The organism is Methylomonas sp. 2F7, assembly GCF_057126975.1.
Map to the genome: position 1 here is coordinate 1,531,314 of NZ_CP195203.1, position 15,912 is coordinate 1,547,225.

Genomic DNA, 15,912 nt, shown 5'->3' on the forward strand with positions numbered 1-15,912 from the left:
TTGCCAGAACTAATGAGGTTTAATTCTGTCCACTTCAATATCAAAATAGCGCAGTGAACGAACAAGAAACGAATACCGAAGATCTGGATCAAGAGCTGGTGCGCCGTGTGCAGCAAGGCGATAAATCCGCCTTCGATCTTTTGGTGATCAAATACCAGCACAAGATCGTCCACTTGGTGAATCGGTACGTCAAAGATCCGAGCGAAGCTCAGGATGTGGCGCAGGATAGCTTCATCAAGGCTTACCGGGCCTTGGGAGATTTTCGCGGTGACAGCGCTTTTTACACTTGGTTGTATCGCATAGCGATTAATACCGCCAAAAACTATTTGTTGTCGCGTTCGCGCCGTCATTTTGATTACGAGATTGATGTTCAAGATGCCGAACAAGTAGAAAACGCGCCACAACTAAAAGATATAGAAACGCCGGAAAATTTGTTGATGAACGAACAAATCGTGGCGGTCATTAAATCGGCTATCGAGAGGTTACCAGAAGAGATGCGGATTGCAATTACGCTCAGGGAGTTTGAAGGGATGAGTTACGAAGAAATCGCGGAAGCAATGGATTGCCCCATCGGGACGGTACGCTCGCGGATTTTTAGGGCTCGCGAAGCCATAGACCAAAAATTAAACCCATTGCTCGACTAAAGGTGTATCGATGCAAGAACAACTTAACGAAAAACTTTCTCAACTGATAGACGACGAACTGGATAGTCAGCAAGCACTGTCGCTATTAAAAACTTTGCAGAACGACGGTTTGCTGAAAGACAAGTTGCGTCGCTATCAAATTGCCAGTCAAGTCATGAGGAGTGGCGAATATTCTCACGTTACCAGCGATTTTGTGGACAAGATTCACGAACATATTCGGCAAGAACCTACCTATTTCTTACCTCGGAAAAAGTCGGCGGTAAACTGGCAAAAAGCTGCGTTGGCGATTGCCGCGTCGGTAGCACTGGCCGTGGTGTGGGTCAGCACTAAAGTGGATAAGCAAATGCATAACCCTTTCGGCGCGGTCGAGATGGTGGCTCAGGGTAAAGAGGCGTCAGCCGAGGAAATGCATGCTCGATTCAAGGATTATCTGGAAGCTCATGACAACGCGATGTATGTCAATAGCGTGCAAGCGGGGCAACCCTACGCACGGGTGGTGGGCTATCGGCAGGAATAAGCGCGTGAGAGTTTTAAAAGCTTTTTTGCTATGCGTTGTTTGCCAAAGCGCTTTTGCCGAGAAGGATCAAGTGACGGCCCGACAATGGCTGGATCATATGAACCGGGCGATGAAAACCCTCAACTATCGGGGTACCGTGATCTTCATGAAAAACGGTCAGCTCGATACGATGAAATATCAGCATAGTGTTGAAAACGGCGTCGAACAGGAACGCTTGGCTTCTTTGAATTCGCCGATGCGGGAAGTGACGCGTAAATCGAACGAAGTGACTTGCACATTCAAGGAAACCAGTCAAAAAGTGGTCAACCACCATCCGCTGGATAGTTCGTTTATCGTCAATTTGCCGCAGAACACCGCTAACCTGGAAAAAAATTATCAATTAGTTTTGTCGGGTCAGGAATCCATCGCGATGTTGCCGACGCAAATCGTCAGTGTTGAGCCTACCGATGCGCTTCGCTACCCGAGAAAAATCTGGGTGGATACCCAACATTTTTTGCCGCTGAAAGTCGAAGTTTACAATTTGGACGGCAGTATCCTTGAGCAAGTAGTGTTCACCGATTTAATGACCGATTCCTTAGCCGAGCCCCACACCGGCAATGTCGACGACAACAGCTTTCATGTCAAACATATCCACACTGCTCAAGCCGAACCGTTTGAAAACGCCACATTCGTATTGAAGAATTGGCCGGCTGGGTTTGAACCGGTATTTTTTATTCGCAATTCCATCCAGCAATCTCAAAAAGCCGTAGATCATTTATTGATTAGCGACGGTTTTTCTACGGTGTCGGTGTATCTGGAAGCCAAAGAATCGCAAGGTATGAACGGTTTGCATAGTCTGGGTTCTGTTAATTCGTTCAGTAAGGTGATTGGCGATACCCAATTCACCGTATTGGGCGAAGTACCCGCCAAAACAGTCGAGCTAATTGCTGACGGCATAGCGCTACGTTAGCGTGTCCTTTTTGTAACAAATCAAATGTATGAGTGGAGATTACATGCTTAATAAGCTGTTTTATGGAGTTTTGATATTTTTATTGGCGATTGACGCAAGCTATGCGCAATTGCCCGATTTTACCGAAATGGTGAAAACCAATGGGGATGCGGTGGTCAACATCAGCACGACCCAAAAGGCCGCCGACCCGCAAGCCGGCGTCGATCAGCAGCAAATGCCGGAGGATATGCCACCGGAAATGGAAGAGTTTTTTCGACGGTTTTTTCAGGGGCCGGGGCGTGGTAACTCCCCACGGGAGACTAACTCTCTAGGCTCGGGGTTTGTGATTTCCAAAGACGGATACGTCTTGACTAACCACCATGTAGTCAACAATGCCTCCGAGATTGTCGTCAAATTGAAAGATCGCCGGGAGTTGATCGCCAAATTGATCGGCTCCGACGAAAGCACCGATGTGGCCTTGTTGAAGGTAGAGGCCAAAGACCTGCCGGTAGTGGAAGTCGGTTCGCCGGAGCAATTGCAAGTGGGCGAGTGGGTTTTGGCCATCGGTACGCCGTTTGGTTTTGATCAATCCGTCACCGCCGGTATCGTCAGCGCTAAAGGGCGCAGTCTGCCGGATGGCAATTATGTGCCGTTCATCCAAACCGACGTCGCCATCAATCCGGGCAATTCAGGCGGCCCCTTATTCAATATGCAAGGCAAGGTCGTAGGGATTAACTCGCAAATCTACAGCCGTTCCGGCGGCTATATGGGTTTATCGTTTGCGATTCCTATCGATGTGGCGATGAACGTAGTCGACCAAATCAAAAGCAAGGGTAAAGTGTCGCGTGGCTGGTTGGGTGTACAAATTCAGGACGTGACCCGGCAGTTGGCGGAGTCGTTTGGTATGGACCGGCCGCACGGCGCCTTGGTTTCTAAAGTTATTCCAGGCGGACCGGCCGAAAAAGCCGGCATTCAAATCGGCGATATTATTGTCGAGTTTAATGGGCAAATAATCGAGACCTCCGGCGAGTTACCGCCTAGAGTGGGAATGACACCTATCGATGAAAAAGCCAAGGTTAAAATCATTCGCCAAGGCGATAAGCAGGATCTTAGTGTGAAAATCGGTTTGTTGCCTGCGCAACCCTCCTCTTTGGCTAACGGGCCTGCGGCTACCCCTGAAGTGGCCGTGAACCGTCTGGGCTTGGCCGTGGCCGATTTAACCGCCGAACAACGTCAACAATCACAGGTGGAAAAAAACGGTGTAATAGTTCAAAAAGTGAACAAAGGTATTGCGATGGATGCCGGCATTCAGCCAGGCGACATTATTTTGCGCATTCAAAATAATGTGGTGCGCGATGCCGCCGAGTTTAATTCCATCGTCGCGAAATTACCGGTTGAAAAATCGATAGCACTTTTGGTACAACGTAACGGCAGTCCGGTGTTTTTAGCGTTTAAAATCGAGAAATAATTGAGGTAACTCAATGCCTGTCGCCAGCAATGTAACGCAATTGATCGGCAATACGCCATTAGTGAAATTACATAAAGTCGTGTTGGAAAACTCCGCGACTGTGCTGGCGAAACTGGAATCAAGAAACCCCGGCGGTTCAGTCAAGGACAGAATTGGTCTGGCCATGATACAAGCCGCCGAGAGAGCGGGTCGCTTACGCAACGGTGGCACTATAGTGGAGCCGACCTCCGGCAATACCGGTATTGCCTTAGCCATGATTGCCGCCGCCCGCGGTTATCATTGTATTTTGACAATGCCGAACACTATGTCGATCGAGCGCCGGCAATTATTGGCATTGTATGGTGCGGAAATCGTGTTGACGCCGGGTGCTGAAGGCATGACCGGCGCAATTGCCAAGGCGCAGGAAATAGTCAGACAGACACCGGGGGCATTTATGCCCCATCAATTCGAAAATCCGGCTAACCCTGAAGTTCATAGACAAACCACCGCCCAGGAAATCTGGTCGGCTACCAGCGGCCAACTCGATGCCTTTGTTTGCGGAGTAGGTACCGGCGGCACCATTTCCGGGGTTGCCGACGTGATCAAGAACCGTAAACCGCAGTTTCAAGTGATTGCCGTTGAGCCGGCTGAATCCCCGGTCATCTCGGGCGGCACTCATACACCGCACAAAATTCAGGGCATAGGGCCAGGTTTTGTGCCCAAGAATCTGGAAGTCGATCTGCTGGATGGTATCGAATTGGTCACGACCGAGGAAGCCTTTACGATGCGCAAAAGGCTGATCGAAGAAGAGGGCATTATGGCCGGTATTTCTTCCGGTGCCACTGTTTGCGCGGCGGTACGCGTCGCGGCGCAGATGGGTGCCGGTAAAACCGTGGTGACCATTATTCACGATACCGGTGAGCGCTATTTGAGTATGAGCTAACGCCGTTTTATCCCGCATTCTGCTGGAGCAAAAAAAAATAACAATGACAAATCCCAGCATCAAAATACGTTCCACCGGACTCGGTTATTTTATCAACCGCATTCAAACCCTGTTTGTCAGCATGTTGCGTATCTGGACGATACCCATCGTCCTGATGCTTAGCCTGTCGTCCGGCTTTACCACTTATTACGGTTTATCGCATTTTATTACGCCCTGGATTGCGTTGGTGATTACCGTCGCCATTCAATCCATCATCGTTATCTGTTCTTTGGAAATGGCGGGCATCCATTGGAAAGCCAACAGGATGCGCTACTTTACTGTGGTAGCGTCTCTAGCGGTGGCGATTGCCGCTTCGGTGACTTTTTCCTATTTCAAGTTTTACGAAATATCCGAGCAGGAAACCCTGCATATCAATAGGCTGAATGAGTTAAGACAGCAAACTAAAAGCTATGTGGACGGCATTCTGCAAGTTAAAAGCCAGATGCTGCACCAACAAAAACTTGATCTGGAAAAAGCTTCGCTGGATGCCAGTCAGGCGTATTTTGGCACGCATAATCAAATTGGACCCGGCTATAAAAATCAGGTGGGAGAAGGGCCGTTCTGGCGCCACTACAATCAGATTTATCAAGAAAAAAAGCAGGCCTTGCAACAGCAGGAACAAGCGTTTCAAACCTTGGACAGCAATATTAGGCTGCTGCAAAGTAACCTGAATGAACTGGATGTGACTAACGACAAGGAAGCCACTTATTCACAATTTTTAAAGAATTATCAGGATATTCAACTCGGCGTGAATCAACTGGCCAGCAGCATGGGCTTAACTTTACCCGACGCGCCCTTGCTAATGACCTATAAACAGTTTGTCGAAGAAGTTAAGCCATCGTTCGCGATGTGGCGCGGGTTTTCCTGGTTCGCGTTTGCCTGTGCGGCGATGGTGGATTTTTTCACGGTATTACTGTCTTACCGCTTGGAATTTACCGCACCCGGACCGTTAACGATCCAGGAAGAAGAACTGGTGTTTGAATGCCTACGGCAATTCACCGAGTTTCGGATCAACGAAAACGACGAACTGGAAATGGTCATCGAAAAGTCCGACTTGGAAAAAGCCCGGCGCTATTCGGATTGGTCGCGCATGTTCGTGGTCGGCTTGCTGCTCAGTCGCGGCTTCTTGCGTAAAGTGGACGATAGAACCGTGGAGTTTGCGCCGAATCTTTACCCGCTGATTGCGGAAAAAATGTCCGACAAAATCGCCGCGCTTAAACAAAAAGCGGTTGCCGCAGCCAGTGTTGTGAGCCATGAATAGCACCGGTAGCGAATTGGAAATCTGGCTGGCAGGCGGCGATTTATTCGAAGAGTCGCTTGCCGATTCGGCGGAGCAATGGATCGCCGGTTTCGACGCCGACCGGCAAGTGGTGCAGCTAAAACTCGGGCCGTATAAAAAACTTTTTTTACGTCCGAAGAAATTCGTCAAACGCTTCTATCACCACATTCACCCTCTGACGATAGAAAGCTGGCAATACCGGCGGCAGCTGAGTATGTTCGACGATTTTTGCACGGTGGACTTGGCGCTAGATTTGCGCTTTCAGGCTACTTTGGCTTATGTGTTGAAGAATAGTGAAATGCTGCCCACGATTAACCAACACATCAAGCAGTTGTATGCCGACATTATCGACGATGTGGTTAATCTTGAACTGCAAACGCTGGCTGATGGCAACTGGATTCAAACCGGTCTAATTGACACCGAGAAACGCATTGCGCTGGCTATTAACCAAGTGTTGATGCAACAGCATATTCAATCGCAAGCCCTCTGTAGTCTCACTGCCAGCTTTAACGAATTTCCGAGCGTGCAGTTGGGCCGCGACAGTGTTTATCTGAACGTGTTGAAAAAGACTTTTGAGTTGAATGAAGAACGCACCCGAGAGCTATCCCGGCAGCAGCGGTTGCTGGAAGAGGAGGAAATACACGAAAAGCGCCTGCAACTGGAACATTTGCGCCGCGTATCCGAGCTGGAATTGCAGATGCAGGCTCAGGAAGCGGAAAAACAGCGGCGCTTGCTGGAAGACAAACAAGAGCAGCTTAGCCAGCAACTGGAACTTGAGAAGCGTTTGTATGCCGAACAGCTACGCCACGAAAACGAATTAAAGGCTATGCGTCTGGAAGCGGAGTTGCTGGCCCAGGAAACCCAGCAGGTTAGGCAAAGGCTTGCAGAAAGTCAGCAACTTACAGAACAACTGACCCATCAGGCGGAATTGCACGATAAAAAGGTACTTGCCGACATTCGCTTGCAGCAACGCACGCAAAGCTTATGGCAAGAGAATAGTTCAACGAACGAAACAGGGAGTGATCATGCAGAGCAATAAATTGATAGGTGTAAGTTACCGGGTGTTGGTTTTGCTGTTGACCGGCTTGCTGGCGGCTTGCAGCACCACACCGCGTCCGCTGCAATTCCGCACGGAAATCGATTCGCTAGTCGCCGTAAGCGCTCCGCAAAGCAATATGCGATTCGTCGTATTGCCGGGCAATGCCGGCGCAAACGAACAGGATTTGCAGTTTATCGAGTTCAAAACCTATATCGAAAAAGTCCTGGCTAATCGCGGTTACAGCAAGGCCAACAGTATCCAGGACAGCAACTTGGTGATGTTCCTGAGTTACGGTGTCGGTGCCCCGGAAGTGCATCAATACACTTACGAGGTACCGTTGTGGAACGACATGGGTTATTACTATCCGTACCGAATGTCCAGATTTTACAACGGCTATTATCCGGGTTTCGGCGTCGGCGGCTATTCGCAACGGACCGAATCCTATACGACATTTCGGCGCTATCTGGTGCTGGAAGCCTGTGATAAAGAAGCCTATTTGCAACAGCAACAACGCAAACAGCTATGGAAAACCAGCGTGCAAAGTAACGGTTCCAGCAATGACTTACGCCTCGTGTTCCCGTATATGGCGGCGGCAATGCAAGCCTATTTAGGTACTAATACAGGGCACATGATCACTGTGGATATTGACGAAACCAATACCTTGGTGCGTAGCCTGCTTGGCCCATATCAACCGAGCACGCCGCAACCGAGATAGGGTTTTGGTTTGGTATTCGGCCTGCGGGACTTGATTCCAAGCAAATATTGACAACGCGCTGTGCCCGATACAGACTGACTGCGCAACCGGCAAGTCAAGTTAGGGTAAAATTCGCGGCTCAGTGTCGGTGAGAGAACTGAACGTTTAGGGATGAAAGTTAACAATAATAATCAGGAGAGCAGCATGAAAATAATCGTTTTGGGATTTGTCCTGGCTTTCAACAGCTTGGCTGCACACGCTGCAAAATACGGTCTGGAGCCGGGCGATGCGGTACTGACCAATTGCCACGAAATTTATACTCGGGGGGTGGTTAAAGCCAAAGTCGATGACGGCTACACCGTGCACTTTCCCAAAAACGCCGGACCTATCCAGTGTCCGCCGTTTCGTTGGCATGCCGAGTTTGTATTGCCGTTTCAATCCGTTCCGGAATATCGCTTAAAGTTTCTAGGCGGCTTAAAACGCGACATCCTCTTTCAAGTGGGCGAGCCGGTGACTTTTCGGGTCGATACCGACAGACGCGTTGTCAAAACCAAAGCCAGCATCGACATCGACGCACAGATTACCGATATCAGCAGCAACGGCGCGATAGCCGTGAAATTAATCAGCACCGACCCGGAAGCAGCGGCGACATTTTGGCAATGGATAGGCGGCAATTATGTCGATTTACGGCATAAATATTTGGAACCGGAACGGGATAAAAGATCCCGGTAGTTCCCACAAATCAAGCTAAACACGTTCTTGTAATTGCTAACGCAATAGCCGGCAATTCGTAGCTATCTGCTGATGCACCAACGCATGGATGCAGAAGGAATAGCAACGCATGGTGCAATTCCCTAGCGGATCGCTGAGAGGAGAATTACTTGCTATTCAGTTCCCTGGTTTGCTTATTTTCTTTATTTCCCATACGCTTTTGGCCAAACACACCGAGGGCGCGTCTAATCCGTTTGAAGATGATCGCAAAGCTGGGATTGGCCTGGGGCAGAGTATTGGTAGAGACGGTATGAATTCGGCATTCTTCCATTTGACAAAAGTTGATCGGACCGCCCATCCCGATGCAAGATGACTTCAACATTACCGTGGATCAGCTGCGAATCGGGTTGTATATTCACCTCGATCTCAAGTGGTTTGATCACCCATTCTCGTTCAGCCATTTCAAGATAAAGAACGAGGCACAGATCAAGACCCTCCAGAGTCTTGGGCTGAAGTCAATTCGTTACGATCCGGCCCTCAGCGATGTCAATCCACTGCCAAAAAAACCACAGCAGGTAGATCAAACACAGGTTGCAACCAAGCCGGATATTTTGCCGGCGCTGGCGACCAAACTGGCGCTAGTCGAGCGAATCCAGCAGCAGCGAGAGGCGGCGGCACGGATCGAAAATGCCTTTATCGATACCGCTAAAACGATACACGGTATCGAGAAAAGCCTGTATACCATGCCGGCAGAGACCGTGCGAAAGGCGACACAATTGGTGGACCAAATTGTCGACTCGCTACTTTGCGCGCCGGAACTTGCTATACACGTCATGATAGGCAAGGCGGGGGCCGAGGAAATGTATTACCACTCTTTAAATGTCACCATGCTGTCCCTGATGATGGCGCGCGACATCGAATTGCCCCAAGAGGTGGTCGGCACCTTGGGGCTGGGCGCGCTGTTCCACGATATTGGTCATAAGGAGATTCCGTCAAAGATCCTGATGAAAAAGGAGCCGCTCAATCAGGCTGAGCGTCATTTATTCGAAATGCATTGCCAGTACGGCGCGGATATCGGCCGGCGACTGGGGCTTGCACCTGCCGTCTTGGCCATCATCCGCGAACATCACGAACTGTTCGATGGGACCGGCTACCCCAGTAAATTGAAAGGCGAAGCGATCAGTTTACTTTCCCGCATTGTCGTCATTGCCAACCATTACGATGAACTGTGCAACCCGATGAATATTAACGATGCGCTGACACCTCATGAGGCTCTGTCGACGATGTTCGCCAAGTTGCGAAACAAATTCGATCAGAAGTTGCTTCAGGTCTTCATCCATTGTCTTGGTGTGTATCCGCCCGGCACGATCGTGCAGTTTTCCAATGGCGTGATCGGCATGGTCGTTACCGTCAATACGGCCAAGCCGATGAAACCGTTGGTGCTGATTTACGATGCGGATATTCCCAGGGATGAAGCGATCCTGGTGGACATGGCGTGCGAAGCGGATGCGAATATCGCGAAGGCGATCAGACCGGCGCAGGTTCCGCGGGAAATATACAACTATCTCAGTCCACGCAAACGGGTCAATTATTATTTCGATCCGAACAATCCCGGCCAGGAGCAAAGCGCCAGATGAGCAGCCTCGAACATCTGATGATTGATTACAGCCAGCATATGATGTTGCTGGTTGAACCCGGTGAGTTGCGGATCATCATTGCCAACAAGATGGTCGAGAAGATGCTGGGCTATTCGGAAGCGGAATTGCTGGCTATGGCCATCACGAATATCGAAAGTTCGTTGCAAGACGTCTTTTATTGGGAGGACGTCCGTAACGGCCAATACCAGGATATCGATACCCAGGACGGACTTTACCAATGCGCCGACGGTTCGATGCTGACGGTGACCAAATCCGTCAAGGTCATTCACCATGAAGGGCGCCCTCTGATTCTGATTCAGGCCAGGGACGTACAGAACGAACACAAGGCCGAGGATGCCCTGGCCCAAATATTGTCGCAACTGCGGGCAACGCTGGAATCGACAGGCAACGGCATTCTGGTCATCGATTGGCATGGCAAGATCGCCAACATGAACCGCCAGTTCAGCAGCATGTGGGGCATTTCCGACGAGTTGCTGCTGGAGAGGGAGGAAGCGGATATTCTCGAGTTCATTGCCGGGCTGGTTGCCGAACCGGAAGTATTGCGTATTCGCCTACAGGAACTCGTCGGCAACAGCGAAACCGAAGATATCCTGAGTCTCAATGATGGTCGAATTTTCGAATGCAGATCGCGGCCGCAATATCTAGGCGAGCACATCATCGGCCGCGTCTTCGGCTTCAACGATATTACCGAACGCAAACGGGCCGAGGAAGCGTTGCGCGATTCCCGAGACGAACTTGAAGAGCAGGTGCGAAAGCGCACTGAATCTCTGCAAATGGCGAATACGCAATTGTTGGCCGAGAAGGCACGTCAAGAGGAGCTTATCGGGCAGCTTGAAGAAACTCAGATGCAACTGCTGCAATCCGAAAAAATGGCTTCGATAGGCCAGCTCGCTGCCGGCGTGGCTCACGAGATCAATAATCCCATTGGCTTCGTCAACTCCAACTTGAGTACCTTGCAGGAGTATGTCGATGGGATGCTCAGACTGTTGGCGGCTTACGAGCGGATCGAAGGGTCGTTGGTGAATGAGGCCTTGCAAAATATTACGCACCTCAAACAGGAAATTAATATCGGCTATTTGCGCGAAGATATTGGCGACCTTCTGGCGGAATCGCTCGACGGCTTGCAGCGAGTGCGGCGCATCGTTAAAGATCTGAAGGATTTCTCTCACGTTGGCGAACTGGAACAGCAATCGGCGAATCTTGAGTCGGGTCTCGACAGCACGCTTAACGTGGTATGGAACGAAATCAAGTACAAAGCCGACGTCGTTAAGGAATATGGCGGAATCCCGGAAATCAACTGCATCGCCTCCCAACTTAACCAGGTATTTATGAACCTGCTGATCAATGCGGTGCAAGCTATCGAGGATCATGGCCGAATTACGCTTCGCACCGCTTATGACGAGCAAAGCGTCTGGGTTGAGGTGGAGGATACCGGCAAGGGCATCAAACCCGAACAGCTCGGAAAAATCTTCGACCCATTTTTTACCACCAAGTCGGTCGGCATGGGCACAGGCCTGGGTCTATCGTTATCCTATGGGATTGTTAAAAAGCACAACGGGCGGATAGAAGTGAAGAGCGAACTCGGTAAGGGCACTTGCTTTCGCGTATGTTTGCCGCGGACTAGCTGACAGGCGTTCCGCCATTTTGCCTATAGGCAATCCACCATGCTAAACGGTCGAGGTAATCAGGATAATTCGATCCGAAAAGCTTGTTTATCTCTAGCGAATTTGCCGTTATGCCTATTCTCCCCGACAAATGGTGAACAGCTGTTGTTTACTGAGAATGGTTCCGGCGGGAGAGTCCGTGATCGTTTCCAATCAGCAATGTTCGAGTTATTTTCTGCATCGATCAAGCTCGGAGCTTGGATGACCGAGAAATTTTCTTGAACGATCAAGCTCGGAGCTCAATTGGCCGAGAAATTTTCTCAATTGATCGAGCTCTGAGCTAGAACGGCCGAGCTATTTTCTCGATCATTCTCACTCAGAACTGCATCGTTCAAGCTCCGAGCTAAAATGTTGGCGTTATTTTGTCCAATGATGGAGAAAATAACTTGGCCGTTGCAGAAAATTTGTCCAATGGCCAAGAAAATAAGTCGAATCGGGGAGGGCGATTAGTGAGCGGACGGGGGATTTGCTGCGGCGGTCGCGCTGGTCGATTTTCTGGCGAAGCGGCGACTCAAACCGTCCAGGTGTTGTTCTAGCGCGCCATTCTTGCCGGCCAGTTTCGCCGCTTGATAAACCAGTAAAGTCTGGCTGTAAGCATCGCTGCCTGCCGCCAAAAACGTATCCTCCAGCCGGCCTTGCAGTTGGCCCAAGGCCAACACCAGCGGTTCTAACTGCCTGACTAAGGTCACGTCGCGCTGATATTCGTCCAAATCGAAATTGCGAGGCAAGATGCCCGGATTTTGCACGGCCAACACCAAGCCCTGGTCCACAAACGCCCGGCTCTTATCGCCCAGCTTGGGCAAGGCCCGGCGCTCGTCGGCGTTTAAGTCGATCAAAAACGGTAACAGGTTTTGAATTTGACCGATCAAACCCATCACGGCATTCTGTTGGTCGGCGGAGAGTTAGCCCTTGACTAAATCGTTGTTCATAATCGCTCCTTGTCAAAAAAATTGATACCGGGATGCCTGTCGATGTTTGTATCGAACGGATCGAATCCCAGTAATTAAAGGGGAGGGTAGAGAGATAGCAGTCTCTGCATGCTTAAACCGCCTATTTAAACAACCGATCAGCAAAGCATAACTAATAAACGTCTATAATGATTCGCCTACCGGTTGCCGGCTGAGTGTAGTGGAAAATCGGCAAGGATTCAAACCTATCCGAACTCTAATATTAAGAGGGGTTGATTTGTTAACGGATTTAAATTTGATCGCAATGCCGACGAGCCGTTTGGTTGGGCTGATGGCTATCCAGTTCAAATGCTCCCATTCGGCCAAAACCGGCCTCTGATTCAGCGAATGGCAGCTTTTCGGCAAGTAACCTTACGTCCTCTTTGGCTCGACCTGGCCAAAAGGTGTCACCAAATCGTAGATCGCGAGCGGCTAACGATGTTCCTAAGCCCTCATTCAGGCAAATCTCAATTTTTCTATGACTAATGGAGGAATTGATATGGGCGTCCAGCGGCCAAACGCTGCAACGGATTCATATAGTCGATAATCAGATTTTTCTTCGTCTGGGCCTTCCGTACTTCGTGCCGAGCAATGCGTTTCGGCCGATAATCGCCCCAATTCCAAGCAAGCTAACTGGCCGTCAAACCGAAGCAGTTTTTCCTTGGACGCGCAGTTTTCCGCAGCCTGACCCTTAAAGTTTACTATAAGTCATGTTTACATTAACCAGCTACTCACATCAGTTACATCAGAGTCTAAAAAGTTAGGCATGAGGCATTGAACTACCGTCGCGGATATTCGAATTGCAGGGCCACAAAATCGGCAGTCGGCGCACCATAGCGTCCGGCAATACCTTCTATTGCCGCATCCAATGCGCTCGCCGAAGTGCCGGCATAAACGGGTAGGACATATCGACCCAACTCGGAGCCGGCCTCAGTTTCCATGAGCAAGCCGTGGCGGGATCGCACCGCACCGCTTACATTCGTCGCCAATGCTTCGGAGCGAAAGGTTCGGGACCACGCATCCGCCATGAGTGCCACGGAAATTTCATCGAAACCGCCGTCAACGGGTATTTCGACAACCTCGTGTCGCCACACGGCGAGCCAATTGCCGGCTGCGAGAAAGATGCGGTCTGCGGTTAGAGTGAACGCAGACGTATCGTGATCGATTTTCCAAGTGCTCAGTCCCAGTCGTTGTGCAGTAAGCTCGGCAGCATGCCGACCGGCAATCGCTTCGACCAGCGCCAACGATGCCGGCAGGGAAGCGCTGATACCAGTGGTCGTCATCACCTGTCTGTCAATAACGAAGCGTTGGTTATGCACCCATGTCGTACCAGGAAATGCTTTAGCCATTTCCTCCAAACCAGACCAGTGTGTGGTCGCCGCTTTGCCTTCGAGTAGTCCTGCATGCGCGATAACTCGTGCGCCCTCACAAATCGATACCACTGTCGCGCCCTTTTCGGACTGGGCTCGCACCCAGTTGAGCAACACCGGATTTTCCGCTCTATCCATGGCGGGAACAATCAGAATGTCGGCTCCGTTCGGGGTTGATTCGTCGAATTGCCCTATCGTCATATCCGCGCGTATCCGCAGCGCAGGTATCAGCTCAACCGTGCCCGGCTCAGTCGAAACCGTCACCACATCTGCTGCGTCGGATTCCTTCAAGACTCCGTAAGGAATTACAAAATCAGTGGTTTCTGTACCGGCATTGTCGGCAAGTATGACGACCAGCGGACGTAAACGCCGGTCTTTCGGCGCTGGAAGGGTGAGCGAGTTCTTCGTCAGTTCAGCGATGTTCGCATGTGCGGATTCTGCGCCCAGACATGATCGCGTGTAGTACGTTGACGCTGCAAGCAGCACTATCGCGAAACTGGTAATTTTTATCAAAGCGGAACACTTCATTTGCTTTCCTCAATCATTGGTCAATGCGCATTTGCAATGACTTTTGAATGCCGCAAAAGATAGGCGAGATACGCTGCGGCCACCACATCGTAGGTCAGGCAAAACATTGGCCACCAATTAGGGACGCCTGGATTGGAAATGAGATGGCCGTGAAAGAAATCAAATATGCCATGGGTAACTAACGCAAAAACGACAAACCACAAATTGCGTTTGAAGCCAAGAACAGTGGCACCTAAAAATACGGCCATTACGACTGACTCGCTAAGGGCAGCCTGAAACGAGCCGCCCATCACCGCAAATAAACCATAGTAGGATGCAATCACTACCAACACGGTTGGGTAGAAGCTACGTTCCTTGTCAAAGCCGACGAGTGAAGCGAACAACGAAACAACTAAGGCGATGATAATACCTGCGAGATATTCCATTTTGGTTCCAGCTATCTAATGTTTGAATTTAGTGACCGTCGAGTCATGTCTTATAGCCATCTCGGAACGGACTGCGTGTAGGTGACGAAATGTTTGCCGAACTTTATAGACAGCGCCCTCTCCTCGGGTGAAATTTGAAAGCGATTCATATAGATAACAAAAGCTGGCAAGAAGATAAATCCCGAGGTATGCGCAAGAAAGAATGCCCAGCTACCTAGCGTAAATAAGAAGCCGACATACATGGGGTTCCGACTGAAACGATAGATGCCCGAGCTAACCAAGGTAGACGCGGCACCTGGTCGTGTTGGATTAACCGTTGTCTTGGCAGCACGAAATGCAACTACGCCGGCAACAGCGAAGACGATGCCAATACCGCACAATGCAACCGATATGATAAGACGCCCGGGTATGACGAAGGACATGACCGGAAACTGCACTGATGCAAGCCACATTGTGCCTGCAAAGAAAAGTGACAAAGCGACGGGAGGAATTTTGAGTTCAAGTGTGTTCATGAGATGAAGATTCCGGCTGATATAAAAACTTTAATGCAGGGTTAGAGTGCATACTCAAAGCATTACGAATGAATGTTTGCCATGTCTGATTGGGCACCCAAACCTCCAGCATTGGATGGGCTGATTCTTCCTCACTCTCTAGGCGACATAATCTCCTATAGAGGTATATAAAAACCGATACCCGCATGTTTTTTGCGCAATGCACCCAAACATTGCGCTTTTCGAGGGCCTTGAGTGTGCTGAAAAACTGCGTTAGCCGATGAAGCTCGGGTTGCTCCCAAGCTACGGGAATATGAATGTAGGTAATTCCTTGCCGTGTAACAAATTCAGCCTCACCGGATAGGGCGTTTGATGACGTTGGGGGAGCCAAATTGATCACGGCGTCTATTCCAAGGTCCGTCAGACTTGCAATGTCCCTTTCAGATAATTGGCCGGAAGTCCAGAGCCAGTCAAATACTTGATGAATGTTTTCAGCGTCCATGAATGGTATCTTGGGGCTCATATCAGCTAATCAGACTTGTCCGGACACTTGTTGCGCACCCGACCAGCGAACTGCGGGCAAAAATA

At 50.1% G+C, this 15,912-nt stretch carries 17 protein-coding genes; 12 read left to right on the forward strand and 5 right to left on the reverse strand.

The features are described from left to right. Positions 1 to 53: 53 nt before the first annotated feature. From rpoE to ACR64Q_RS07075, 12 genes are all read left to right on the forward strand, one after another. The gene (gene rpoE / locus ACR64Q_RS07020) at positions 54 to 644 is read left to right on the forward strand and encodes an RNA polymerase sigma factor RpoE (protein WP_020482182.1); all 591 of its coding nucleotides are present in this window, start codon (positions 54 to 56) and stop codon (positions 642 to 644) included. 10 nt (positions 645 to 654) lie between these two features. After that, the gene (locus ACR64Q_RS07025; protein WP_313734061.1) at positions 655 to 1,161 is read left to right on the forward strand and encodes a sigma-E factor negative regulatory protein; all 507 of its coding nucleotides are present in this window, start codon (positions 655 to 657) and stop codon (positions 1,159 to 1,161) included. Positions 1,162 to 1,165: 4 nt separating this feature from the next. Beyond that, the gene (locus ACR64Q_RS07030) at positions 1,166 to 2,110 is read left to right on the forward strand and encodes a MucB/RseB C-terminal domain-containing protein (protein ID WP_026604352.1); all 945 of its coding nucleotides are present in this window, start codon (positions 1,166 to 1,168) and stop codon (positions 2,108 to 2,110) included. Positions 2,111 to 2,153: 43 nt separating this feature from the next. After that, positions 2,154 to 3,557: a DegQ family serine endoprotease gene (locus tag ACR64Q_RS07035; protein WP_026604353.1), complete on the forward strand. Its 1,404-nt coding sequence runs from the start codon at positions 2,154 to 2,156 to the stop codon at positions 3,555 to 3,557. 13 nt (positions 3,558 to 3,570) lie between these two features. Beyond that, on the forward strand, positions 3,571 to 4,479 hold the full coding sequence (cysK, locus tag ACR64Q_RS07040; RefSeq protein WP_313734062.1) for a cysteine synthase A: 909 nt from the start codon (positions 3,571 to 3,573) through the stop codon (positions 4,477 to 4,479). A gap of 43 nt (positions 4,480 to 4,522) precedes the next feature. After that, positions 4,523 to 5,779 carry a hypothetical protein gene (locus tag ACR64Q_RS07045; RefSeq protein WP_313734063.1) on the forward strand — a complete coding sequence of 419 codons (1,257 nt, stop codon included), beginning with the start codon at positions 4,523 to 4,525 and terminating at the stop codon, positions 5,777 to 5,779. Further along, complete coding sequence (locus ACR64Q_RS07050) at positions 5,772 to 6,836, forward strand: hypothetical protein (RefSeq protein WP_020482176.1); 1,065 nt, start codon at positions 5,772 to 5,774, stop codon at positions 6,834 to 6,836. The genes ACR64Q_RS07045 and ACR64Q_RS07050 overlap by 8 nt, the downstream gene beginning before the upstream one ends. Beyond that, positions 6,823 to 7,551: a hypothetical protein gene (locus tag ACR64Q_RS07055; protein WP_026604357.1), complete on the forward strand. Its 729-nt coding sequence runs from the start codon at positions 6,823 to 6,825 to the stop codon at positions 7,549 to 7,551. Before ACR64Q_RS07050 ends, ACR64Q_RS07055 begins: the two co-directional genes overlap by 14 nt. 183 nt (positions 7,552 to 7,734) lie before the next feature. Beyond that, positions 7,735 to 8,262 (forward strand): hypothetical protein, encoded by a 528-nt coding sequence (locus ACR64Q_RS07060; protein ID WP_313734064.1) that lies wholly within the window; start codon positions 7,735 to 7,737, stop codon positions 8,260 to 8,262. A gap of 109 nt (positions 8,263 to 8,371) precedes the next feature. Beyond that, positions 8,372 to 8,614, forward strand: a complete 243-nt coding sequence (locus ACR64Q_RS07065; protein ID WP_313734065.1) for a hypothetical protein — start codon at positions 8,372 to 8,374, stop codon at positions 8,612 to 8,614. Further along, a complete protein-coding gene (locus ACR64Q_RS07070; protein ID WP_313734066.1) occupies positions 8,604 to 9,878 on the forward strand; it encodes a cyclic di-GMP phosphodiesterase in 1,275 nt (424 codons plus the stop codon). Before ACR64Q_RS07065 ends, ACR64Q_RS07070 begins: the two co-directional genes overlap by 11 nt. Beyond that, a complete protein-coding gene (locus ACR64Q_RS07075; RefSeq protein ID WP_313734067.1) occupies positions 9,875 to 11,527 on the forward strand; it encodes an ATP-binding protein in 1,653 nt (550 codons plus the stop codon). The genes ACR64Q_RS07070 and ACR64Q_RS07075 overlap by 4 nt, the downstream gene beginning before the upstream one ends. Positions 11,528 to 12,009: 482 nt before the next feature. Here ACR64Q_RS07075 and ACR64Q_RS07080 read toward each other — a convergent pair whose 3' ends face one another. The 5 genes from ACR64Q_RS07080 to ACR64Q_RS07100 all read right to left on the reverse strand — a co-directional run bounded on the left by ACR64Q_RS07080 (position 12,010) and on the right by ACR64Q_RS07100 (position 15,826). Beyond that, a complete protein-coding gene (locus ACR64Q_RS07080) occupies positions 12,010 to 12,441 on the reverse strand; it encodes a hypothetical protein (RefSeq protein WP_197026998.1) in 432 nt (143 codons plus the stop codon). Between the two features lie 848 nt (positions 12,442 to 13,289). Beyond that, the gene (locus tag ACR64Q_RS07085) at positions 13,290 to 14,408 is read right to left on the reverse strand and encodes a DJ-1/PfpI family protein (protein ID WP_313734068.1); all 1,119 of its coding nucleotides are present in this window, start codon (positions 14,406 to 14,408) and stop codon (positions 13,290 to 13,292) included. 20 nt (positions 14,409 to 14,428) lie between these two features. After that, the gene (locus tag ACR64Q_RS07090) at positions 14,429 to 14,833 is read right to left on the reverse strand and encodes a hypothetical protein (RefSeq protein ID WP_026604364.1); all 405 of its coding nucleotides are present in this window, start codon (positions 14,831 to 14,833) and stop codon (positions 14,429 to 14,431) included. Between the two features lie 50 nt (positions 14,834 to 14,883). Then, positions 14,884 to 15,345, reverse strand: coding sequence for a methyltransferase family protein (locus tag ACR64Q_RS07095; RefSeq protein ID WP_313734069.1), 462 nt, complete (start codon positions 15,343 to 15,345; stop codon positions 14,884 to 14,886). After that, a complete protein-coding gene (locus ACR64Q_RS07100; protein WP_313734070.1) occupies positions 15,332 to 15,826 on the reverse strand; it encodes a protein tyrosine phosphatase family protein in 495 nt (164 codons plus the stop codon). Before ACR64Q_RS07100 ends, ACR64Q_RS07095 begins: the two co-directional genes overlap by 14 nt. Positions 15,827 to 15,912 lie beyond the last annotated feature (86 nt).